Here is a 21,724-nt window from a genome sequence, read left to right on the forward strand (position 1 = left end):
GGGAGAACGATGGAGACAACAGCCGAATCAACAGCTCAATTACTGGTCGACTCCCAGGATTTCCTGGGCGAGGGCGTGCGCTGGTGCGAGCGCAGCGGGCGCGTGTTCTGGACCAATATCGAAGGCTGCAAGCTGCATGCGCTAACGCTTGCCACCGGCGTGCGCGAGACCTGGCTCATGCCCGAGCGCCTGGCCTGCTTTGCGCTGACAGGCGACGAACATGTGCTGCTGCTGGGACTGGCCTCGCGCCTGGCCTGGTATGACCTGCGCAGCGGCGCCGTCACCACCTTGCATGTGGTCGAAGCCGACCTGCCGATGACGCGCCTGAACGATGGCCGCTGCGACCGCCAGGGCCGCTTCGTGTTCGGCACCCTCGACGAGCGTCCGTGCCGCGACGCCATCGGCAGCTTTTACCGCCTGAACCTGGACCTGACGCTGGAGCGCCTGCCGCTGCCGAACGTGGCGATCTCGAACAGCATCTGTTTCAGCGTCGATGGTGCCGCCATGTATTTCTGCGACTCGATCCAGGGCGTGATCTGGCGCTGGGACGATTATCTGGGCGGCGATGCTGCCCAAATCAAGGTGTTTGCACATCTGGCCAGCGACCCTGGCGCGCCCGATGGGGCCACCATCGACGCCGACGGCTATCTGTGGAGCGCGCAGTGGGGCGCGGCGCGCGTAGTGCGCTTTGCGCCTGACGGCACGCTCGACCGGCAAGTGAGCTTGCCCGTGTCGCAGCCGAGCTGCGTGAGCCTGGGCGGCCCCGCATGCAACGAGGTATTCATCACCACGGCGCAGGAAAGCCTGACGCCGGAACAACTGGCGGCCGAGCCGCAGGCCGGTGGCCTGTTCCATGCACGGCTTGACGACGTGCGCGGCTTGCCCGAAGTGCGCTTTGGCGCACTGCCAGCTTAATTAACCGAACAGTTGACCGAACAGGAGCATCAAGCATGTTGAAGCAAACAGTTTTTCAAGGCATCATCGAACGCGGCATGGTGGGCATCGTGCGCGCCGATACACCGGAAGCGGCGGTACAGATCGCCGAGGCGTGCATCGCTGGCGGCGTGACGGCGCTGGAAGTGGCGTTCACCACCCCCGACACCCTGGGCGTGCTGCGCACCCTGCGCGAGCGCCATGGCAAGGACGTGCTGCTGGGCGCGGGCACGGTGCTCGATCCTGAAACGGCGCGCGCGGCGATTCTGGCCGGCGCCCAGTTCATCATTTCGCCCAGCGTCAATGTCGACACCATCGCCGTGTGCCAGCGCTATCAGGTGCTGGCCATGCCGGGCGCCATGACGCCGACCGAAATCGTCACGGCCCTGCAGGCCGGCGCCGATATCGTCAAGGTCTTCCCGGCCGAGATGTTCGGCCCCGCGTATATCAAGGCCCTGCGCGCACCGTTGCCGCATGCGCCCTTGATGCCGACCGGCGGCGTCACGGTGGAGAACCTGGGCGAATGGTTTGCCAACGGTGCCATCGCCGTCGGCATCGGCGGCAGCCTGAGTGGCCCGGGCGCCAAGGGCGACTACGCCGCCGTCACCACGCGCGCGCGCGAGTTCGTGGCGCAGATGGCGGCCGTGCGCAAATAGACCTGCTCAGGTCTTCAGGCGGACTGCGGTGTGGGCGTGAATCTGCTACGCTAGGCAGGCAATGTCGCACGCCTGCCCAAGCCCAGCCCATGTCCACCACATCCACTATCGCCCGCATCCTGCAAGACGCCCGTATCATCGCCATCGTCGGCCTGTCCGACAAACCTGAACGCGCCAGCCACCAGGTGGCCGACTACCTGATCGCGCACGGCTACCGGGTCGTGCCCGTCAACCCGGCGCTGGCCGGCCAGCAAGTGCTGGGCCAGCGCGTCCATGCCACCCTGGCCGACGCCGCCGCTTTTGTCGCGCCTGCGCGCATCGATATCGTTGATGTTTTTCGCAAGGCCGACGACATCGTGCCCATCGCCAGCCAAGCCGTCGCCATCAAGGCCGGCTGCCTGTGGCTGCAACTCGATGTCGCCAACGAGGACGCCGCGCAAATCGCGCGCGCCGGTGGGCTGGAAGTGGTGATGGATCATTGCACGAAAATCGAACACCGCAACTTGCAGGCGGCCGCATGAAGGCGCGCACGCAGTTCCGCGCCGGCAAAGGCTTTGATCTGGACGAAGAGCGCGCCGGCAAGCGATTGCTGGGCGCGGCCACCAAGGCCGCCAACAAGAAGCTGACCCCGGCGCAATGCAAGGCGCTGGACCGCGAGGAAACCGTGGCCCTGACGGCGCAGATCGCCGAGTGCCAGAGCATGCTGTACGCGCAGCGCAAGCAGAAAGTGCTGCTGGTGCTGCAGGGCATGGATACCTCGGGCAAGGATGGTACCGTCAAGGCCATCTTCAGCGATATCAACCCGATGGGCATCCGCGCCGTCGCCTTCAAGGGGCCGACCGATATCGAACTGGCGCACGACTACCTGTGGCGCGTGCACCGGCATGTGCCGGTCAAGGGCGAGATCGCGATCTTCAACCGCAGCCATTACGAAGACGTCCTGATCACGCGGGTGCAGGACATGATCGACAAAGCCGAATGCCAGCGCCGCTACGCGCAGATCCGCGATTTCGAGCGCATGCTGAGCGAGACGGGCACCGTCCTCCTGAAAATATTTTTGCATATCTCCAAGGACGAGCAGCGCGGCCGCCTGCAGGAACGCCTGGACGATCCCGACCGCCAGTGGAAGTTCGATCCCAACGATATCGCCCAGCGCAAGAAGTGGGACGCCTACCAGCGTGCTTATGAGACGGCGATACGCGAGACCGACGCCGACCACGCGCCCTGGTATGTGGTGCCGGCCAATTCCAAGACCCAGCGCAACCTGGTGGTGGCCACCTTGCTGCTCGAAACGCTGCAATCGATGAAGCTCGCCTACCCGGCGCCGGACCCGAAACTGTCGTCCTACAAGGTCGACTGAAAGGTCGACTGAAAGGTCGATTGAAACGCGTGCCTAGCGCGTGCTGCGGCGCGCGGCCAGGCGGTCGAGCATGGCCTTGACCGCCTCCATCTGCGTGCCGCTCTTGCGGTAAAAGTCGGGATCGAGCGGGTTGATGCTGGTATAGCCCCAGAAGTCCCAGCAGCCTTTCGGGTTGTAGGGGTAGATCGGGCTCGGTTCCACCTGTGGATACAGCACCACGATTTTGTTTGCATCGGCCACCAGGTTGTAGCCGGTGCGCGTATAAAACTGGTCGCCGATGGCCTGCGTGGTCTGCAGGCAGCCGTGGAACACCACGTGCACGCGGCAGCTCTCGCTGTTGCAGGCGGCGGGAATATAGGCGTAGCCCGTATTGCCCATGCTCGAATACGAACTCTTGATGAAGCTGCGCTGGTTAAAGGCGAGCAATTTGCCTTTCAAGGTGGTCGACGCCGGCTGCAGGTCGGGATAAAGATGCTGCAGGATGTCGCGTGCCTGCACAAAACCGCAGTTGTTGATGAACGGCGGCTGGGTGCTGGCGCAGGCCGAATCCTGCATGCTGTCGGTGACGATGGCGTGGCCGGCGGCGACCGTATCGGCCAAGCGCACTTGCGCCGCCGGCGTGCCGGCCAGCTGGTAAAACCTGGCTACCTGTTCGACCACCGGCCTTGTCACGGTCTTGTCCTGGGTGCCGCTGAACAGATAGATGCGCTGGCGCTGCAGGTTGGCCGTGTCGTCGATCAGCTTGTCGCGCGCGAAATCCTGCGCCGCGCGCAGCAGGCCGGCCGCATCCGGCGGAGGAACTTGCGCGTCGCCCGGGTTCATGCAGGTGGTCAGGGCATTGTTCAGGTAAGCGATATACGGAAAGCGGCCGGGCTGGCTGGCGCAGTAATATGGCCCGCCGGCGATAATGCCGGCGCCGCTGACGGTGGCCGAATAGGCGACGGCGAACTGCGCCGCCATGAAGCCGCCCGACGACAGGCCGGACACCGTACTCTGGCGCAAATCGACCTGCAACGCTGGCAGGGCGGCCGCGTCGCCTTTCGGGACCGTCGGCTTGACGGGGCTGGTGATGGCGTGGACTGGTGGCGCGAGCAACAGGCTGGCGGCGAGCACGGTGTTGAAAACAGTCGGGTTCATGGCATTTCCTGGCAATGGCGTAGGCCGAGCATAGGCAAAAATAATGTGTCTTGGGCAATCACTGTCCTGGGCTTGATGTCGCTCAACGTCGGCCGTGGCATCGGCGCCGCGTACGCGCGCGCAAGGATTGGCATAGAATGCTTTTTTATCCTTTCATCATGGTGCCCGCATGTCCAAGATTATTGCCAAGCTGTTCGCGTTGACCGCCCTGTGTGCGGGCCTGCCGGCTTTCGCCGCCCAGCCAGTCGCCGTTGTTGCGATTGCCGCCGCCGCGCCTGCCGCCGTGGCACCCGCCGCCTGCCCCGCCATCCTCAAGCAGACGTTCAACCGCCTGCAGGATGAAGCGCCGCAGAACCTGTGCCAGTACGCGGGCAAGGTCGTGCTGGTCGTCAATACGGCCAGCTATTGCGGCTTTACCAAGCAGTACGAGGGCCTCGAAGCGCTGTATGCCAAGTACGGCAGCAAGGGCCTGGTGGTGCTGGGCTTCCCGTCGAACGACTTCGGCAACCAGGAGCCGGGCAACAGCAAGGATATCGCCGACCTGTGCTACAACACCTATGGCGTGAAATTCCCCATGTTCGCCAAGTCGGTTGTGTCGGGCTCCACGCCAAATCCGTTCTACGCCGACCTGATCAAGCAGACCGGCAAGACGCCGGCCTGGAACTTCCATAAATACCTGATCGACCGCAACGGCAAGGTGCTGGAAAGCTTCCCCAGCAAGGTGACGCCGGACGACAAGAAACTGGTGGGCGCCGTGGAAAAGGCGCTGGCGATGTAATTTTTTCAAGGCCGCGCTTGTCAATCCGCCATCGCTGTCCTAAGCTGGCTGCTGGAGTTTTCTACCCTCAGCGAAGGAGAACATCATGGCGTATGTCGATGGATTTGTGGTGCCGGTACCCAGGGACCGGCTGGAAGATTATCTGACCATGTCGCGTGCCTGCGGCGCCATCTGGCGCGAACTCGGTGCGCTGGAGTTTCGCGAATGCGTGGGCGATGATGTCAAGCCGGGAAAATGGACTTCGTTCCCGCAGGCGGTCGACCTGCAGGACGGCGAACTGGTGGTGTTTTCCTGGATCGTCTATGAATCGCGGGCCCGCCGCGACGAGATCAATGACAAGGTGATGAACGATCCGCGCATGAAGCAGTACATGGATCCGCAAAAAATGCCTTTTGACGGCAAGCGCATGATCTATGGCGGCTACGAGTTGAAAATAGATCTTTAAGCCAGCTGCGCCGTCATCGCCCCGCGCAGCGCATTGCACACGACGATCTGCTGCGCGCCGGCCAGCATGGCGCGCGTGATCACGCTTTCGCTGGCGTCCCAGGCCGGGTCGGCCAGCATGGCGGCGCGCTGCACGCCGGGCAGCAGGCCGCAGCTCAATGGTGGCGTCAGCCAGCGGCCGTCGAGCCGGACAAACACATTGCTGCGTCCACCCTCGGTCAGCTCATCGCGCTCGTTAAAGAACAGCATGTCGAAGCAGCCCTGCACTTCGGCCGCGCGCCAGGCGGCGTCGTAGCGCGCGCGCACGCTGCTTTTATGGCGCAGGAACAGCTCGCCGCTGTCGGTCGCCTCCGGTGCCAGCATGACCCTGACGGTGGCCGGCAAGGGCGCCAGCGCGCCGCTGTGCACGCTGAACGCGCCGTTCTGCGCCAGCGCCAGGCGCAGGCGGAAAGGCGCGTCGTCCGGCCGCTCGGCGCAGGTGGCGTTCAAGGTGGCCAGCGCCGCTTTTTCATCCCAGGCAAAGCCGAAGTAGCTGGCTGAAGCGCTCAAGCGTGCCAAGTGGCGTTCCTGCTGGCGGCAGCCGTCGAGGCGGCTTGCATGCAGGGTCTCGAACAGTTCGAAGTCGTGGCCCAATCCCGTCAGGAAGCGCGCCTTGAGCTGGCATTCCGCATATTCCTCGTCCGCCACGCTGTCATGCACGATGCCGGCGCCCACGCCCATTTCGCCGCGCCGGGTGCCGCTGGCCGCGTCAGGCGCTTGCAAGGCCAGAGTGCGGATCGGCACCGACATGCAGAAGTCGCCCACCGGGTGATTCGCATCCGCAGCGGGCGGATCGAACCAGCCGATCGCTCCGGTATAGACCCCGCGCGGATCGGGTTCGAGTTCGGCGATGATTTCCATGGTGCGCCGCTTGGGCGCGCCCGTGATCGAGCCGCACGGATACAGCGCCTGGAAGATATCGGCCAATGTTGCATCCTGGCGCAGCCTGGCCTCTACGGTGGAGGTCATCTGCAGCACGCCGCTGTAGCGCCTGACCTCGAACAAGGCCGGCACCCGCACCGTGCCGGTGTCGGCGATGCGGCCGATATCGTTGCGCAGCAGGTCGACGATCATCAGGTTTTCGGCGCGGTTTTTCGGATCTTGCGACAGCGCCTGCGCGCGGCGCGTATTTTCTTCTTCCTGATCCGCTGGTGCGGCCGGCGCCGTGCCCTTCATCGGCCGCGCCGTCAATTCGCCTTGCGCATGGCGCACGAACAGCTCGGGCGACAGCGACAGCACGGCGCCGCCATCGGGCAGCATGATCAGCGCGCCATACGGCACCGGCTGGCGCGCGCGCAGCCGCGCATACAGGGCGGCGGGTGCGCCAAAGGCGTCGAAGCGCAGCCGATAGGTGTAATTGACCTGGTAGGTGTCGCCGGCGCCGATATAGTCGTGGATGCGCGCCAGGGCTTGCGTGAACTGCGCCCGCTCGATATTGGCGGCGACATGCGCAATGCCGGCCGGCGCACCGCCAACTGGCGCCTGGGCCGCCAGCCACTGCGCCACCTCAATCTGCGACAGCTGCCGGCATTGCGCGAACAGCAGCACCTGCGCCAGCGCGGGGGTGCCGCGATCAGCCGCGCGCGGCGGCATCGCCAGCAGATGGGCGCCCAGTTCGTAGCTGCATACGGTAACGGCGTACAGGCCGCGTTGCAAGGCCGCTTGCAGGCCGCCCAGCAGTGCCGGCCACTGCTCGATGGCATCGCAGCGCAGCACGCCCGCCAGGCCCGTGTACAGGCGCGAGCCGGCGCCCGGGCTGGCCGCGTCGTCAAGCAGGGCGTAGCAGTCGGGGCGCATGGCAACAGCGGCGACGGAAAATCAGCCCAGCAGCATGGCGATTTGCAGCGCCGCTTCCTGGGACGGATTGATCTTGAAGCCGCTCTTGGCGTAGCGGTGCCAGCGGCCGATGACAAAGCTGACCAGCAAGGTGGCGCGCGCCGACACTTCGCTTTCCTTGCCATGGCCTTCCGTAGCGGCCAGGCGCAGGGCCTGCTTGAGCGCCAGTTCCACGCGGTCGTAGAACTGGTTCATGCGCACTTGCAGGCGCTCGTCTTCATTGACCAGCGCGTCGCCGATCAATACCCGCGTCATGCCCGGATTGCTGATGGCGAAGTTGAGCAGCATGCCGACCATGTCGCGCGTCTGCGACAGGCCGTCGCTGTGCTTTTCCGAGATCTGGTTGATCAGGCCGAAGACACTCGACTCGATGAATTCGATCAGCCCTTCGAACATTTGCGCCTTGCTGGCGAAATGGCGGTACAGCGCTGCTTCGGAGACGGCCAGCCTGGCCGCCAGCGCGGCCGTGGTGATCTTTTCGCCTTTCGGCTGCTCCAGCATTGCGGCGAGGGCCTGAAGAATTTGTAGCCTGCGTTGGCCCGGCGGTGTGCTTGCCATGTTTTCTCTTATAGTTAAAAAATGCTGCCTTGAGGGGAGTTCGGAACCGCCGCTAGCGGCCCGCCGTCCGGCATCGACCGGAGGGCGGAGAAGCTCCTCTTCAGCGCAGGCGATGAAGGCGGCGTGCCAAATGCCGGACAGATTTTACTTTGACATCGACGTAAGCGGGGCGATTTAACGCTTTTGGCAGCCGCGCCGCACCGATCGGATCGGCCATTTTCAGGTATTGCGTGACCCACGCCGTACGCAAACCGATCTTTTTGGCGCCCTTCAGATTGGCCAGCGTATCTTCGACCAAAATACAACGGCCGGGCGCGATATGATGCTTGCGCATCAACTTGCGCAGCATCAGGGTCGACGGTTTCGGCCGCAACTGGCGGTGCACATGCATCGCTTCGATCGCTACATGATGGGTAAAATGCCGGCGCAGCCGCAAATGGCGCATCACGTCGCTCGAATAGCGCAGCGGCGCATTGGTCAGCAGGATCTTGCGTCCCGGCAGGCGCCGCAGCAAGGCGCCCAGGCCCCGCTCGGCGCGTATCATCGACGGCAGGTCGGCAAAGGCATGCGTCTCGCTGAGAAAATGCGCGGCCCGCACCTGGTGATGCTTGACCATGCCCAGCAAGGTGGCGCCATAGCGGCGCCAGTAGGCCGCGCGCGCCGCGTTGACGATCGCGTCGTCGGCCGGCGTCACGCCATCGCCCAGCACCCGCGCGATATAGGTGTTCATATTGGCCGTAATGAGCGGGAAGATGGCGTGCGAGGCGTTGTGCAGGGTGTTGTCGAGGTCGAACAGCCAGACGGGCGAGGAGCGATTAAGATGGAGCGCGGGCACGAGAGTGTTTACCAATAGGTGAAATTAACGATCAGGAAAACCATGCGACGCCAGATTATAGTGATGTTCTGCGGATTATTCTTGCTGCCCTTGCCGGCGGCCTTTGCCGAAGCACCGCCAGCTGCCGTCAACCGGGGCGCGCTGTTCAAGGTGCACGATGCCAGTCACACCCTGTATTTGTTCGGCACCATCCACGTCGGCGCACCCGATTTTTATCCATTGGAGCCCACCGTCACGCGCGCCCTGCGCGAGGCCGGCGCGCTGGCGCTCGAGATCGACCCCACCGGTGACCCGCGCGTGGCCGCAGGTGCCGTGCTCAAATACGGCATGGACGCGCCGGGCAGCACGCCGCCTGCAGACTGCCGCCAGACCCTGGCGCCGCGCGTGACGCCGCTGTTGCAGAAATACGGCATCGCTCCTGATGCGGCCGCGCCGATGAAGCCGTGGATGCTGGCCAGCGTGCTGGCCGTCAGCGAATTTTCCGCCCTCGGCTACCGCGCTGACCTGGCCGTCGACAGTTATCTGGCGCAGCAGGCGAAACAGCGCCGCATCCCGGTGCTGGAACTCGAATCGATGGAAAGCCAACTGGCGCTGTTCGCCGGCATGACCCCAGCCGACCAATGCCGCTTCCTCGAAGACAGCATCGAGTCGATCGAAGACAAGGATCAAAAGGAAGAAGCGCGCGAAATCGCCCAGGCCTGGCGCACGGCAGACGCCGCCGCCTTCGAGCGCCTGGCCGCCAAAGCCGCCACCGACCCCTCCTTCGCTGCCCGCTTCGTGCAGAAAGTGTTGCTGGACGGCCGCAACCCGAAACTCGCCGACGGCATTGCCAAACTGCTCAAGCAGGAAAAGAACAGCCTGGCCGCCATCGGCGTGCTGCACCTGGTCGGCAAGCAAAGCGTACCGGACCTGCTGCGCAAGAAGGGTTTGACGGTAGAACGAATTTATTGAGTTAGCCGCGAATCAGCCGCGCAACACACGCGGCAGAGTAGATGAAAAGTGTTCAGGGCCAGGCGCCTTGACGAAGACAGTACGAATGTACGGCGAGGAAAGGCAACGCCGCCATGGACATTTTTCAGATACGGGTATAAATAGTTGGTGCCCTTGACGTGGATCGAACACGTGGCCTCTCCCTTACCAAGGGAGTGCTCTACCACTGAGCTACAAGGGCAAATTGAAAGCGGCGCCAGGTGAGTGCGCCGCCATGCTGCTCGCGATGTGCTGCGAATTTTTTAGTGCGAACGGATCATAGTACCAAAAGCCTGCTCGGTCAACACTTCCAGCAACAAAGAGTGCTCAATGCGGCCATCGATGATGTGCACGGTGTTCACGCCGGACTTGGCGGCGTCGAGTGCGGACGAGATTTTTGGCAGCATGCCGCCCGAAATCGTGCCGTCGGCGAACATCTCGTCGATCTCGCGCGCCGACAGGTCGGTCACCAGGTTGCCCTGCTTGTCCTGCACGCCGGCGATATTGGTCATCATGATCAGCTTTTCCGCTTTCAGGATTTCCGCGATCTTGCCGGCCACCACATCGGCGTTGATGTTGTAGGCCTGGCCGTCCTGGCCGAAACCGATCGGCGAAATGATCGGAATGAAGGCGTCGTCCTGCAGCGCCTTGACCACGGCCGGATTGATGGCGTCGATCTCGCCGACGAAACCGATGTCGAGAAATTCGCCCGGTTTTTCACGGTCCGGCATCTGCATGCGGCGCGCGCGGATCAAGCCGCCGTCCTTGCCGGTCAGGCCGACGGCCTGGCCGCCGTAATGGTTGATCAGCATGACGATATCCTGCTGCACTTCGCCGCCCAGCACCCACTCCACCACTTCCATGGTTTCTTCGTCGGTGATGCGCATGCCTTGCACGAAAGTGCCTTGCTTGCCGATTTTTTTCAGCGCATTGTCGATTTGCGGTCCGCCGCCGTGCACCACGACCGGATTCATGCCGACCAGCTTGAGCAGGATGACGTCGCGCGCGAAGCCGTGCTTGAGGCGTTCGTCGGTCATGGCGTTGCCGCCGTATTTGATGACGATGGTCTTGCCGTGGAAATTGCGGATGTAGGGCAGGGCCTCGGCCAGAATCTGCGCCTTGATTTGCGGCGATACGGCCGTCAAGTCGTCATTCATGTCCAGGTTCAATTTAGCGAGTTGATTCATGGCGAGTCCGGAAAATAGATAGGGGGGATTTTACAGGGAAGACGAAAATCCAGCAGGGATTATAGGACGATCTTGTTGTATTTTCCCTGACGATCCTATAGTCTGGCCCGATATGTCCGTCAACCAGCCTTTTTACCGCCAGTTACACCTGCATCGCGCCTGGCGATCGGCTGTCACACAGTTATCAATTCATCATTAGCCATGAGCCTTTGCACGCGTTGCGGTGCCGCTTTCAGCTGCGGCCAGGTCGACCAGGGCGCCAGCGGACCATGCTGGTGCGCGGCGCTGCCGCTTGCTGTTCCTGTGCCGCTGCCCGGCGGCGGCGCGACCGGCTGCTGGTGCCCGGACTGCCTGCGCGCGCAGATCGCCAGCCTGCCGGCGCCTTTGACCTGCGCCGCGCCAGCGAAATAAACGCCGCTGTTGACCGTTTCCTTTGCATCTGACCTTGCCATGTCCGGGACAATCCGCGCAGACTGCGCTTTTGAGAGTTTCTTTTAGGAAATATTCATGCGTTTCAGGGATATCCGCATCGGCGTGCGCATCAATGCGGGCTACGCCATCTTGACCATGCTGATGCTGGTGGTGATCGTGCTGTCGGGCAGCCGCATCTACGCCATCGGCACCGAGACCGACGATATCCTGCAGCGCGACTGGGTCGCCGCCAAGGCCACCAGCAAGATCCACGCGATGGCGCGCGAAGCGGCCACGCGCATCGTCAGCCTGCCCATCTCGCAAAGTCCGGTGCTGCGCCAGGAAAACCAGGCTCGCCTGGCAGCGATCAAGCAGGGCATCGACGGCCAGATGCGCATTTTGGAAAGCCTCGATGCGCGGCCCGAAGAACGCCAGTTGCTGGCGCGCATCCGCCGCGCCCGTGCCGACTATCTTTTGGCGCTCGAACAGATCTTCATGCAGCTGGCCAATGGCGAGCATGCGCAAGCTGAAACCACCCTGCATGCGCGCGCCCTGCCGGTGCTCGAGCAGGTGCTGCTGTATGTGGGCCAGCTCGATGGCCTGCAGCAGCGGCAGATCAGCGACAGCGCGGTGCGCATCCGCAGCGATATCGATACTTCCTTGCTGCTGATGGGCTGCATTGGTCTCGCCTCGCTGCTGGTGGGGCTGGCGTTTGCCTGGTCGGCGCGCTCGATCACGCGCCCGCTGGGGCAGGCGGTGGCGATCGCCACGCGCGTGGCCAATGGCGACCTGAGTTCCGTGATCGACGTCGACTCGCGCGACGAGACGGGCGAATTGATGCAGGCGCTCAAAAACATGAGCGTCAGCCTGGCGCTGGAACAGGACCTGCGCCATGCGGTCGAGGTGGCCGAAGACGCCACCAAGATGAAATCGGATTTCCTCGCCAATATGTCGCATGAAATCCGCACGCCGATGAACGGCATTATCGGCATGACCCACCTGGCGCTGCAGACGGACCTGACGCCAACCCAGCGCAACTACCTCGAGAAGGTGGAATCGGCGTCGAAAAACCTGCTGGCCATCATCGACGACATCCTCGACTTTTCCAAGATCGAGGCCGGCAAGATGACGTTTGAAAAAGTCGATTTCTTCCTTGAAGACGTGCTGGCGCAGATCGCCGACCTGTCCGTGATGCGGGCCCAGGACAAGGGCCTGGAACTGCTGTTCGACGTGGCCGCCGACGTGCCCAATGCGCTGCAGGGCGACCCGCTGCGCCTGGGGCAGGTGCTGATCAACCTGACCAACAACGCCATCAAATTTACGGAAAAGGGCGAGATCGTCGTCACCATCCGCCTGCGCCAGCTCGACCAACATGCGGCCGTGCTGCGGGTCGACGTGCGCGATACCGGCATCGGCCTGACGCCGCCACAGCGCAGCAAATTGTTCCAGGCGTTTACCCAGGCCGACACCTCGACCACGCGCCATCATGGCGGCACCGGCCTGGGGCTGACCATCAGCAAGCGCCTGGTGGAGATGATGGAAGGTGAAATTGGCCTCGACAGCGAAGCGGGCGTGGGCAGCACCTTCTTTTTTACGGCGCGCTTCGGCCTGGCCGCCGTGCCCCGCGATCAGCTGCCGCGTCTGCAAGCGGCGCCGCAATTGGCCGGCCTGCGCGTGCTGGTGGTGGACGACAATGCCAGCGCGCGCGAGATCTTTGCCAGCATGCTCACTACCCTGGGCTTCGAGGCGCGCGCGGTGCAGGGCGGCGCGCAGGCGATCAGCTCTGTGGCGCAGGCGCGTGGCGAAGGCCGTCCGTTTGGCCTGGTGCTGATGGACTGGAAAATGCCGGACATGACCGGCCTCGACGCGCTGGCCGCGATCCGCGCCGAGGCGCCCGGCATCGACGCGAATGGTGTCGATGCCAGACTGGCCTGCATCATGGTCACGGCCTATCACCGCGAAGCGCTGCTGGAGGCGGCGCGCCAGCGCGAGCTGCCGCTCGACGGCGTGTTGAACAAACCGGTCAGCGCTTCGAGCCTGCTCGACCAGATCGCCTTTGTCTTCGGCGGCGTCACCGGGCAAAGCCGCAAGACGCAGCGCCAGAGCAGCTACAAGGAAGACGAGCGGGCCTTGCGCGGCGCCTGGCTGCTGCTGGTGGAAGACAACGAGGTGAACCAGGAAGTGGCGCAACAGATATTGAGCGACGCCGGCATCCGCGTCGATATCGCCGGCAATGGCGCCATCGCGCTGGCGAAAATCGCCGAAAACAACTACGACGGCGTGCTGATGGATTGCCAGATGCCGGTGATGGACGGCTACCAGGCCACGCGCAAGCTGCGCCAGGACGCCCGCTATTCCAGCTTGCCGGTGATCGCCATGACGGCCAACGCCATGGTGGGCGACAAGGAAAAATGCCTGGACGCCGGCATGAACGACTTCATCGCCAAGCCGATCGACGTGGCGCAATTGTTCGGCACCCTGGCGCGCTGGGTGGCCCCAAGCGCGCCGCAGGCCGTGGCGCTGGCGCAGCAGGCGTCGCAGCAGGAAGAGGCCTTGCCGGTGGTGCCGGGCCTGAAAATGACCGACGCCTTGCGCCGCGTGGGCGGCAATGTCGGATTGATGCGAAAATTGCTCGACCGTTTCGTCGAAACCCAGTTCGACACCATGCTGCGCATCGCTAGCGCGATCGACAACAACCAGCTGGAAACGGCGATCCGGCTGGCCCATACCTTGAAGGGACTGGCGGGCAATATCGGCGCCGGCGGCCTGGCCGACAGCGCGGCGCGGGTCGAGCATTTGCTCAGCCTCGGCGCGCACGACGGCTTGCCGCAGGCGTTAAAGGCGTGCAGCCTGGCACTCGATGAACTGGTGCCGAAGATCGCGCAAGCGATGCAGGGCCGGGCCACGCCAAAGCAGGGCACGGCGGTGGCGGCGGTGGACCATGCGCAGCTCGAAGCGCGCTTGCGCGAGCTGTCGCAGCTGCTGCTGCAGGACGATGCGCAGGCCGTGAAACATCTCGACGGCATCGCCCCCATGCTGGTGGCGGCCGGCCAGGCCGAACATGCGCGCCAGTTGAAGCGCATGCTCGGTCAATATGATTTTGAAGGTGCGCTGTCGCAGCTGGGCGAGGTGGCCGCAGCGCTGAACGTATCATTGCAGACAGGACAGACAGGACAGACAGGATAGACATGAAGGCATTGAACAGCAAGCCGACCATCCTGGTGGTGGACGACACCCCCGACAATATCGACCTGCTGCGCGCGGTGCTCGAAAACGATTACCGCACCAAGATCGCCGTCAATGGCGAACGCGCGCTGAAGATCGCCGCCAGCGGCGACCAGCCGGACCTGATCCTGCTCGACATCATGATGCCCGGCATGAGCGGCTACGACGTGTGCCGCGCACTGAAAGCCGATCCGGCCACGGTCAATATCCCCGTCATTTTCGTCACCGCCATGAGCGAGGTGGCCGACGAGCAGCTGGGGCTGGCGCTGGGCGCCGTCGACTACATCACCAAGCCGATTTCGGCGCCGCTGGTGCTGGCGCGCATCAAGACCCAGCTGGGCATGAAGCGCATGCAGGATTTTTTGCGCGACCAGAATCATTACCTCGAAAGCGAAGTGGAACGGCGCGTGCGCGAAGTGGCGGCACTGCAGGACGTCACCATCCACGCCATGGCCTCGCTGGCCGAAACGCGCGACAGCGAAACGGGCAACCATATCCGCCGCACCTCGCATTACCTCAAAGCCCTGGCCGAACAGGTGCGCCACTTGCCGCGCTTCCGCGATTTTTTGACCGACAAGACCATCGAACTGCTGTTCAAGACGGCGCCGCTGCACGATATCGGCAAGGTAGGCATTCCCGACCATATCCTGCTCAAGCCGGGCCGCTTCGAGCCGCACGAAATGGCCATCATGCAGACCCATACCACCCTGGGACGCGACGCCATCCTGGCGGCCGAGCGCGAGCTGGGCATCGAGGTCGATTTTTTGAAATACGCAAAGGAGATCGCCTACAGCCACCATGAAAAATGGGACGGCACTGGCTATCCGCTGGGCCTGGCCGGCGAGCAGATCCCGATTTCGGCGCGCCTGATGGCGCTGGCCGATGTCTACGACGCCCTGATCAGCTGCCGCATCTACAAGGACGGCATGCGCCACGAAGAGGCGGTAAAAATCATCACGCAAGGGCGCGGCACGCATTTTGACGCCGACATCGTCGACGCCTTTCTGCAGATCCAGAACCAGTTCCGGGCCATCGCCAGCCGCTACGCCGACGGCGTGCGCGAGCTGGCCGACAAGCAGCGCCAGGTGGCTGTGTTCAGCCCAGCGTCGTAAAGAAGCGCATCATTTCGCGGCTGGCGTCCGGTCCCTTGCCATCGGTATAGCTGCCGCTGCCGCTGCCGCCGGACCAGGCGTGGCCGGCGCCATGGATCACCCAGTATTCGCCCAGCGGCGAGCCGTCCGCCTGGTTGTGCGTGGTGCGCGTGTAGCGGTGGCCATTCGGCACGGCGCCATCGATGGAGTCGCTTTTCGCATCCTGGCCGCGCACCGCCTGGGCGATGACTTCTTCGCCATTGCGCAGGTTGACGGTGGTGTCGCGGTCGCCGTGGAAGACGATGATGGGCACGCCGCCTTCGGGCGCCTGGCGCTTCGACATGGCGCCGCCCTTCATGGCCGACAGCGCCGATGGCAAGTCCTGCGCCGAAGCGAAGGGCAGGCCGGAATGCACGCCCACGCCGGCAAACAGCTCCGGATACAGGGTGCCGACGATGACGGCCATGGCGCCGCCCGCCGACAGGCCGGCGACGAACACTTCGCGCTCATTGACCGGATACTCCTCGATGATCTGCCGGGTGATGCCGGCGATCAGCGAAGGCTCGCCCTGGTCGCGCTGCTGGTCGATCGCGTTGAACCAGTTCCAGCAGCGCGAGCTGTTGGCGCCCTGAGTTTGCGCCGGATAGACCACGAAACACTGCTTTTCCTCGGCCACCGCATTCATCTGCGTGCCGGCGGCGAAGTCGTCGGGGTTTTGCGTACAGCCGTGCAGCATCACGATCAGCGGCATGGCCTGGCCGTGGTAGCTGCTGGGGATATACAGTTTATAGGCGCGCGTGCCGGCATGGTTGGCGTAGCTGCCGTCGATGAACTGCGCGCCTTCGGGCAGCGGCGCGCGGGTCGCTGCCGGGCTGCCAAAGCCGGGGATGCCGGACGGCTGGAAGTTCGGCATCTCGAAGCTGGGCATGTCGAAGCTGTGCTGGCCCAGGCCTGCCGGTACGCCCAGGCGCGCCATGAAGTCCTGGGCGAATTCCTGCGCCGCCTGCGCTGGCGTGGTCGGTGCTGCGGCCGCTTGCGCCTGCCTCACTTCCGGCTCTGGTGGTGATGCTGTCGCCTGCGTATTGGCCTCACTTCTGGCCGGCGGCGGATTGATATCGTGCATGGTGCGCTGTGGCGGCGTGGTCGTCGTTTGCGGCGCAGGCGTTGCTGCATCGGCGGCCGGCATCAGGCCGGCGGCCGACAAGGCGCTCTGGATCGCTTCGGTGGCGGCGTGCGGGCCGCTTTTCAATAGTTTGCTGGTGGCGGCGCGCATCTGCGCCATCATGTCGTGCGGTAGTTTCATGGCAGTCCTTAACTGTTGCATGCGTTTGCGCAACGGGTCCGGCAGCTTGCCGCGACCGTCGCGCTAGTGAATTCGCCCTGCCAGCGCCGTCTTGACGACGGTGCTGGCATGCAGGGCACCTAATACAAAAATCGATTCGATGGTGGCCAGGGCCAGTTCCACCGATACGTCGCTGGCGATGCTGGCCATGCCAAGCACCTGGATCTGCAGGCGCTGGCCGGCCGCCTGGAGCGCCTCGAGGTCGGCGCGCGAATAATGCTGCATGCCCAATACCAGGCTGCGACGCGCCACCGTCTGCTTGACTACCTCGGCGTGCGTGCCCAACTGGTTGCGTATCGCCGTACGGATCAGATCCGTACGATTGGAATAAAATCCCTCCTGTACCAATAAATCAATCTGGCCCAGGTCGATCAGGCCCAGGTTGATGGTAATTTTTTCCGATTCCCCGATTTTGGGCTTGTTCTCTTGCGTGGCCATATCGCTCCATAAACTCCATGTGGCATCCAATTGCCATCTGTATGGATGGTAGTATAGGCCTGAAATAATACCAGTCAAGTCTTTCCCGTCTGATTTTGACAGGGGGTCTTGTCCTACAGAATGTAAAATCCGCGCAATAAAGTGTGCACTCTTGTGTATCCGGCAGCAGTTTTACTGCCACGCCACCATGCGCGCGTTTCGCGGCATAATGCAGTTCCTGTACAAAGATGCCCTGCATGATGGTCGATACCGCGCCAGTCGTTCCCCCCGCCTTGCCAGCCCCGGTCCCGGTCCCGGTGCCGTCTCCTTGCGTCAGCCTGTGCAAGATGAACCGCCACAGCGGCCTGTGCGAGGGTTGCTTGCGCACGCTCGACGAGATCATCGCCTGGAGCAAGGCCGACGACGATTTCAAGCGCGCCGTCTGGGCCCAATTGCCAGGACGCGCGTCGCTGCTCGATGTCGAACCCGATGACTGAGAAAACCATGACGCTGCTGCCGGAGTCCATCGAAGTATTTGAACGGGGCTGGCTATCGTCGAACAATATCGTGCTGCATGGCCGCGACGAGGTGGCCATGATCGACAGCGGCTATGTGACGCACGCGCCGCAGACCCTGGCGCTGCTGCGCCACAGCCTAAAGGGCCGGCCCTTGAACCGCCTGTTCAACACCCACCTGCACTCGGACCACTGCGGCGGCAACGCGCTGCTGCAGGCCGCATATGGCTGCCACACCTCGATTCCCGCGTCGGAAGCGGACAAGGTGCGCGCCTGGGATACCGAGGCGCTCAGTTTTGACGCCACCGGCCAGCAATGCCCGCGCTTTGCTTTTGACGCCAGCGTCGCTCCCGGCGACTGTTTTACCCTGGCCGAGCTGCGCTGGCAGGCGCTGGGCGCGCCGGGCCACGACCCCCATTCCCTGATCTTTTACTGCGCCGCCGAAGGCATCCTGGTGTCGGCCGACGTGCTGTGGGAAAACGGCTTTGGCGTGATCTTCCCGGAGCTCGAAGGCGAGTCCGGTTTTGCCGAGGCGCGCACCACCCTGGAGCTGATCGCGGCGCTCGACGTGGCGGTGGTCATTCCCGGCCATGGCAGGCCGTTTGCCGATGTGCAGGGGGCGTTGGCGCGGGCCTTTTCGCGCCTCGATTATCTGTCGTCGGCGCCGGCGCGCAATGCGCAAAATGCGGTCAAGGTGCTGCTCAAATTCCTGCTGCTCGAACGCCAGCGCATCCTGGTCGCCGACGTGCCGGCGCTATTGCAGGCGATGCCGCTGCTGCGCGAAGCGAACCGCCGCTTCCTGCGCCAGGAAGTCGATGCCCTGGCCGAGTGGGCGGTGGCGCAGCTGGTGCGCGCGGCGGCGGCCAGCATCGCCGGGCCTTATCTGCTGAACCAGGGCTGAAAACGGATGGACCAAAAATAGAGCACGATCGTACTTTTTTTAATCTATAATCGTCGTTCTGGTATTGAGAGCCTATCCGATCAACTTTTCAGCGAGTCCGCCATGGCATTGCCTGTAGCGTTGCAAAACCTGTCCCTTCCCGTTATCGCCTCGCCGATGTTTATCGCCAGCGGTCCGGCCCTCGTCGCGGCGCAGTGCAAGGCCGGCATCGTCGGCTCCTTCCCGGCCCTGAACGCGCGCCCGGCCGAGTTGCTCGACACCTGGCTGACCGAGCTGCAGGCCGAACTGGCCGCCTTCCAGGTGGCCAACCCGGATAAAAAAGTGGGTCCGATCGCCGTCAACCAGATCGTGCACCAGTCGAACGACCGCCTCGCGCACGACGTGGAAGTGTGCGTCAAGCATAAAATCCCCATCATCATTTCGTCGCTGCGCGCGCCACCGAAGGAAATGCTCGACGCCATCCACAGCTATGGCGGCATCGTGCTGCACGACGTGATCTCGATCCGTCACGCGCAAAAGGCGCTCGAAGCCGGTGTCGACGGCTTGATCCTGGTGGCTGCCGGCGCCGGCGGCCATGCGGGTACCCTGTCGCCGTTCGCGCTGGTAGGCGAAGTGCGCAAGTTCTTCGACGGACCGCTGGCGCTGTCGGGTGCTATCGCCACCGGCGACGCGGTGCTGGCCGCGCAAGCGATGGGCGCCGACTTTGCGTATATCGGTTCGCGCTGGCTGGCGACCAGGGAATCGAACGTCAGCGACGGCTACCGCGACGCCATCGTCGGTTCGAGCGCGGCCGACATCGTCTACACGAATCTGTTTACGGGCGTGCACGGCAATTATCTGAAAAAATCGATCGAAGCGGCCGGGCTGGACCCGGAAGCGCTGCCGGAAGCGGACAAGAGCGCGATGAATTTCGGCTCTGGCAGCGCCAAGGCCTGGCGCGATATCTGGGGCGCCGGCCAGGGCGTGGGCCTGATGGACGACGTGCCGACGGTGGCCGAGATGGTGGCGCGTTTGAGCGCCGAATATGCGGCGGCGCGCGCGCGGTTGAAGCTCTGATGTCGCTGCCGGATGACGCCTGGCGTCATCCGGCAAGCTGCTTCACTCCTGCTTCAAATCCTCGGGCTTGATCGCCCACAGCCCCGGCAGGTTGCGCCAGTAGCCATACGCATCCATGCCGAAACCGACCACGAAACGGTTCGGTATCACCAGGCCGACGATATCGGCTTGCACCGGTTTTTTCTTGCCGATCGCCTTGTCGGCAAACACGGCCAGGATCACTTCGGCCGCGCCCATGTCGAGCAGGCGCTGCTTGACGTGGGCCAGCGTTTCGCCTTCGTCGAGGATATCGTCGAGCACGATCACCGTGCGGCCCGCCACGTTCGAGCGCGGGATGACTTTCCACACCACTTCGCCGCCCTTGTCGTCGTCGCCGTAGCGGCTCACATGAATGTAGTCGAATTCGAGCGGAAAGCTCAGTTGCGGCAGCAGGTTGCCGGTAAATACCACGGCGCCGCCCATCACGCCCAGCACCAGCGGGAAGTCCCTGGTGCCTTCGGCGTTGTAGCGCGCGTTGAGTACCTCGGCCATGCGCGTGATCGACGCCTGCACGGCGTCCTGGTCGAACAGCAGCTCCGCGTTCTTGAGCAGATCGCGGGCACGATTGTGATGAAATTCTTGCATGGACTCTTGCATGGCGATGAACAGGGCTGATGGTTAATGCCGATATTATCCCGCAATTTGGCCCATGCGTGCCATGGCGCTACGTGTAGTCGCGCACGTCGTCGATGATTTTTCCGTCCAGCGGCAAGCTGCCGCGCGCCACCAGCCGCACCTCGCCGCGCAGCTTGGTCAGTTCGCGGATCGACGCAATAATGTCTTCCACTCCCGCGCCATGGTCCAGCCGCTCGACTTCGCAGTGCAAGGTCATCTCGTCGTTGGCCATGCGGCCCGACACCACCAGGCGCGCCTTGAGGATCTGCGGATGGCGGCGCGCGATCTCGTGCACCTGCGACGGGTGCACGAACATGGCGCGCACCTTGGTGGTCTGGTCGGCGCGCCCCATCCAGCCCCTGATGCGTGTATTGGTGCGCCCGCACGGCGAGGCGGGGGCGTCGACCAGCACGGCCGACAAGTCGCCGGTGGCAAAGCGGATCAGCGGATAGTCGGCATTGAAGACGGTGACCACCACTTCGCCCACTTCGCCGGGGGCGACCGGCGTGCCGCTGCCCGGATGGACGATTTCGAGCAGCACGTTTTCATCGACCACCATGCCGGCATTGAGCTTGCCGCCGCTGGCCGTTTCATAGGCGATGCTGCCGATATCGGCCGAGGCGTAGGTCTGGAACACCTGCGGCACGCCGTTGGCGGCGAACCAGCTGCGCAGGGACTCGGGCAGCGCTTCGGCGCCCATCAGGGCCTGCTTGACGCTGCTGATGTCGGCGCCCATCTCGCGCGCCTTTTCGATGATCAGTTTCAGGAATGACGGCGTGCCGACATAGGTGTCGGGTTTCAGGTCCGCCATCGCCTGTACCTGCATTTCCGTCTGGCCGATGCCGGCCGGGATCACGGTGCAGCCAATGCGCGCGGCGCCGCCCTCGACCATGAAGGCGGCCGGCGTGAAGTGATACGAAAAGCAGTTCTGCAGCAGGCCGCCGGCGCGCACGCCGGCCGCATACATGGGCCGCGCAAAGCGCCACCAGTCGGCGCCGCGTCCTTCGGGGTCAAAAATGGGGCCGGGCGAAACGAACACGCGCGCGAGCGCATTTTTCGGCGTCGTATTCAGGCCGCCGAACGGCGGCTCGCCCTGCTGCAGTTGTTTCAGGTCCGACTTGCGCGTGACGGGCAGGCGCGCCAGCGCCTCGCGGCTGGTGATGCCGGCCGCATCAACGCCGGCCAGGATGCGGGCCCAGCCCGGCGCGCCTTGCGCGCGCGCGATCAGCTGCGGCAGGCCGGCCATCAATTCGCTTTCACGCGCTTCAAAGGTGCGCGTTTCCAGGCTGTCGAGCGTGTCGGTCATGTCAGTCATTCTCCAAGTGTCAGTGCGTGTTGGTCCGCGCGCCCGGCGGTCCGTGCTGGCCAGGCGCGTTGCAG

At 63.8% G+C, this 21,724-nt stretch carries 22 protein-coding genes and 1 tRNA gene; 13 read left to right on the forward strand and 10 right to left on the reverse strand.

Annotated elements, in window-relative coordinates; translation table 11 throughout:
- The first annotated feature begins 9 nt into the window (after window positions 1–9).
- The 4 genes from CD932_RS11175 (at window position 10) to CD932_RS11190 (ending at window position 2,949) form a co-directional block, all read left to right on the forward strand.
- The gene (locus CD932_RS11175; protein ID WP_094442703.1) at window positions 10–915 is read left to right on the forward strand and encodes an SMP-30/gluconolactonase/LRE family protein; all 906 of its coding nucleotides are present in this window, start codon (window positions 10–12) and stop codon (window positions 913–915) included.
- A gap of 35 nt (window positions 916–950) precedes the next feature.
- Window positions 951–1,589: a bifunctional 2-keto-4-hydroxyglutarate aldolase/2-keto-3-deoxy-6-phosphogluconate aldolase gene (locus CD932_RS11180; RefSeq protein WP_094442704.1), complete on the forward strand. Its 639-nt coding sequence runs from the start codon at window positions 951–953 to the stop codon at window positions 1,587–1,589.
- Between the two features lie 89 nt (window positions 1,590–1,678).
- Window positions 1,679–2,110 (forward strand): CoA-binding protein, encoded by a 432-nt coding sequence (locus tag CD932_RS11185; RefSeq protein ID WP_094442705.1) that lies wholly within the window; start codon window positions 1,679–1,681, stop codon window positions 2,108–2,110.
- Complete coding sequence (locus CD932_RS11190) at window positions 2,107–2,949, forward strand: PPK2 family polyphosphate kinase (protein WP_094442706.1); 843 nt, start codon at window positions 2,107–2,109, stop codon at window positions 2,947–2,949. Before CD932_RS11185 ends, CD932_RS11190 begins: the two co-directional genes overlap by 4 nt.
- Before the next feature lie 33 nt (window positions 2,950–2,982).
- Here CD932_RS11190 and CD932_RS11195 read toward each other — a convergent pair whose 3' ends face one another.
- Entirely contained in the window at window positions 2,983–4,086 is a 1,104-nt protein-coding gene (locus CD932_RS11195) for a poly(3-hydroxybutyrate) depolymerase (protein ID WP_176460927.1), read from the reverse strand.
- 169 nt (window positions 4,087–4,255) lie between these two features.
- Between CD932_RS11195 and CD932_RS11200 the strand changes: the two genes are divergently transcribed.
- The gene (locus tag CD932_RS11200; RefSeq protein ID WP_094442707.1) at window positions 4,256–4,864 is read left to right on the forward strand and encodes a glutathione peroxidase; all 609 of its coding nucleotides are present in this window, start codon (window positions 4,256–4,258) and stop codon (window positions 4,862–4,864) included.
- Window positions 4,865–4,949: 85 nt separating this feature from the next.
- Window positions 4,950–5,309, forward strand: coding sequence for a DUF1428 domain-containing protein (locus CD932_RS11205; protein WP_094442708.1), 360 nt, complete (start codon window positions 4,950–4,952; stop codon window positions 5,307–5,309).
- Here the strand turns inward: CD932_RS11205 and pabB are convergent.
- From pabB to CD932_RS11220, 3 genes are all read right to left on the reverse strand, one after another.
- A complete protein-coding gene (gene pabB, locus CD932_RS11210; protein ID WP_094442709.1) occupies window positions 5,306–7,144 on the reverse strand; it encodes an aminodeoxychorismate synthase component I in 1,839 nt (612 codons plus the stop codon). The two genes, CD932_RS11205 and pabB, sit on opposite strands and share 4 nt — an antisense overlap.
- Before the next feature lie 21 nt (window positions 7,145–7,165).
- On the reverse strand, window positions 7,166–7,741 hold the full coding sequence (gene slmA, locus CD932_RS11215; RefSeq protein WP_094442710.1) for a nucleoid occlusion factor SlmA: 576 nt from the start codon (window positions 7,739–7,741) through the stop codon (window positions 7,166–7,168).
- 100 nt (window positions 7,742–7,841) lie between these two features.
- Window positions 7,842–8,576: an HAD-IA family hydrolase gene (locus CD932_RS11220; RefSeq protein WP_094443590.1), complete on the reverse strand. Its 735-nt coding sequence runs from the start codon at window positions 8,574–8,576 to the stop codon at window positions 7,842–7,844.
- Window positions 8,577–8,618: 42 nt separating this feature from the next.
- On the opposite strand from CD932_RS11220, the gene CD932_RS11225 reads away from it, so the two are divergent.
- Complete coding sequence (locus CD932_RS11225; protein ID WP_094442711.1) at window positions 8,619–9,527, forward strand: TraB/GumN family protein; 909 nt, start codon at window positions 8,619–8,621, stop codon at window positions 9,525–9,527.
- A gap of 145 nt (window positions 9,528–9,672) precedes the next feature.
- On the opposite strand, the gene CD932_RS11230 is transcribed toward CD932_RS11225, so the two are convergent.
- A tRNA-Thr gene (locus CD932_RS11230) sits at window positions 9,673–9,747 on the reverse strand.
- 61 nt (window positions 9,748–9,808) lie between these two features.
- Window positions 9,809–10,702 carry an acetylglutamate kinase gene (gene argB / locus CD932_RS11235; RefSeq protein ID WP_065307827.1) on the reverse strand — a complete coding sequence of 298 codons (894 nt, stop codon included), beginning with the start codon at window positions 10,700–10,702 and terminating at the stop codon, window positions 9,809–9,811.
- Window positions 10,703–10,933: 231 nt separating this feature from the next.
- Here argB and CD932_RS11240 point away from each other — a divergent pair, with 231 nt between their 5' ends.
- The 3 genes from CD932_RS11240 (at window position 10,934) to CD932_RS11250 (ending at window position 15,480) form a co-directional block, all read left to right on the forward strand.
- Window positions 10,934–11,143, forward strand: a complete 210-nt coding sequence (locus CD932_RS11240; protein WP_094442712.1) for a cysteine-rich CWC family protein — start codon at window positions 10,934–10,936, stop codon at window positions 11,141–11,143.
- A 96-nt stretch (window positions 11,144–11,239) separates the two neighbouring features.
- A complete protein-coding gene (locus CD932_RS11245) occupies window positions 11,240–14,329 on the forward strand; it encodes a response regulator (protein ID WP_094442713.1) in 3,090 nt (1,029 codons plus the stop codon).
- Between the two features lie 2 nt (window positions 14,330–14,331).
- Window positions 14,332–15,480: a two-component system response regulator gene (locus CD932_RS11250; RefSeq protein WP_094442714.1), complete on the forward strand. Its 1,149-nt coding sequence runs from the start codon at window positions 14,332–14,334 to the stop codon at window positions 15,478–15,480.
- On the opposite strand, the gene CD932_RS11255 is transcribed toward CD932_RS11250, so the two are convergent.
- Window positions 15,464–16,762 carry a PHB depolymerase family esterase gene (locus tag CD932_RS11255; RefSeq protein ID WP_254926552.1) on the reverse strand — a complete coding sequence of 433 codons (1,299 nt, stop codon included), beginning with the start codon at window positions 16,760–16,762 and terminating at the stop codon, window positions 15,464–15,466. The two genes, CD932_RS11250 and CD932_RS11255, sit on opposite strands and share 17 nt — an antisense overlap.
- Window positions 16,763–16,825: 63 nt before the next feature.
- Entirely contained in the window at window positions 16,826–17,239 is a 414-nt protein-coding gene (locus CD932_RS11260) for a CopG family transcriptional regulator (protein ID WP_094442716.1), read from the reverse strand.
- A gap of 239 nt (window positions 17,240–17,478) precedes the next feature.
- Here CD932_RS11260 and CD932_RS11265 point away from each other — a divergent pair, with 239 nt between their 5' ends.
- The 3 genes from CD932_RS11265 to CD932_RS11275 all read left to right on the forward strand — a co-directional run bounded on the left by CD932_RS11265 (window position 17,479) and on the right by CD932_RS11275 (window position 19,690).
- Entirely contained in the window at window positions 17,479–17,715 is a 237-nt protein-coding gene (locus CD932_RS11265) for a DUF1289 domain-containing protein (RefSeq protein ID WP_094443591.1), read from the forward strand.
- 7 nt (window positions 17,716–17,722) lie between these two features.
- The gene (locus tag CD932_RS11270) at window positions 17,723–18,634 is read left to right on the forward strand and encodes an MBL fold metallo-hydrolase (protein WP_094442717.1); all 912 of its coding nucleotides are present in this window, start codon (window positions 17,723–17,725) and stop codon (window positions 18,632–18,634) included.
- A gap of 102 nt (window positions 18,635–18,736) precedes the next feature.
- Window positions 18,737–19,690, forward strand: a complete 954-nt coding sequence (locus CD932_RS11275; RefSeq protein ID WP_094442718.1) for a nitronate monooxygenase family protein — start codon at window positions 18,737–18,739, stop codon at window positions 19,688–19,690.
- Window positions 19,691–19,732: 42 nt separating this feature from the next.
- Here the strand turns inward: CD932_RS11275 and CD932_RS11280 are convergent, their stop codons facing one another.
- Together CD932_RS11280 and CD932_RS11285 are read right to left on the reverse strand one after the other, a co-directional pair.
- Window positions 19,733–20,314: a hypoxanthine-guanine phosphoribosyltransferase gene (locus CD932_RS11280; protein WP_094442719.1), complete on the reverse strand. Its 582-nt coding sequence runs from the start codon at window positions 20,312–20,314 to the stop codon at window positions 19,733–19,735.
- 79 nt (window positions 20,315–20,393) lie between these two features.
- The gene (locus CD932_RS11285) at window positions 20,394–21,659 is read right to left on the reverse strand and encodes a phenylacetate--CoA ligase family protein (protein WP_094442720.1); all 1,266 of its coding nucleotides are present in this window, start codon (window positions 21,657–21,659) and stop codon (window positions 20,394–20,396) included.
- Between the last annotated feature and the right edge of the window lie 65 nt (window positions 21,660–21,724).

It is taken from the genome of Janthinobacterium sp. PC23-8, from assembly GCF_002250505.1.
Taxonomy (GTDB): domain Bacteria; phylum Pseudomonadota; class Gammaproteobacteria; order Burkholderiales; family Burkholderiaceae_D; genus Janthinobacterium.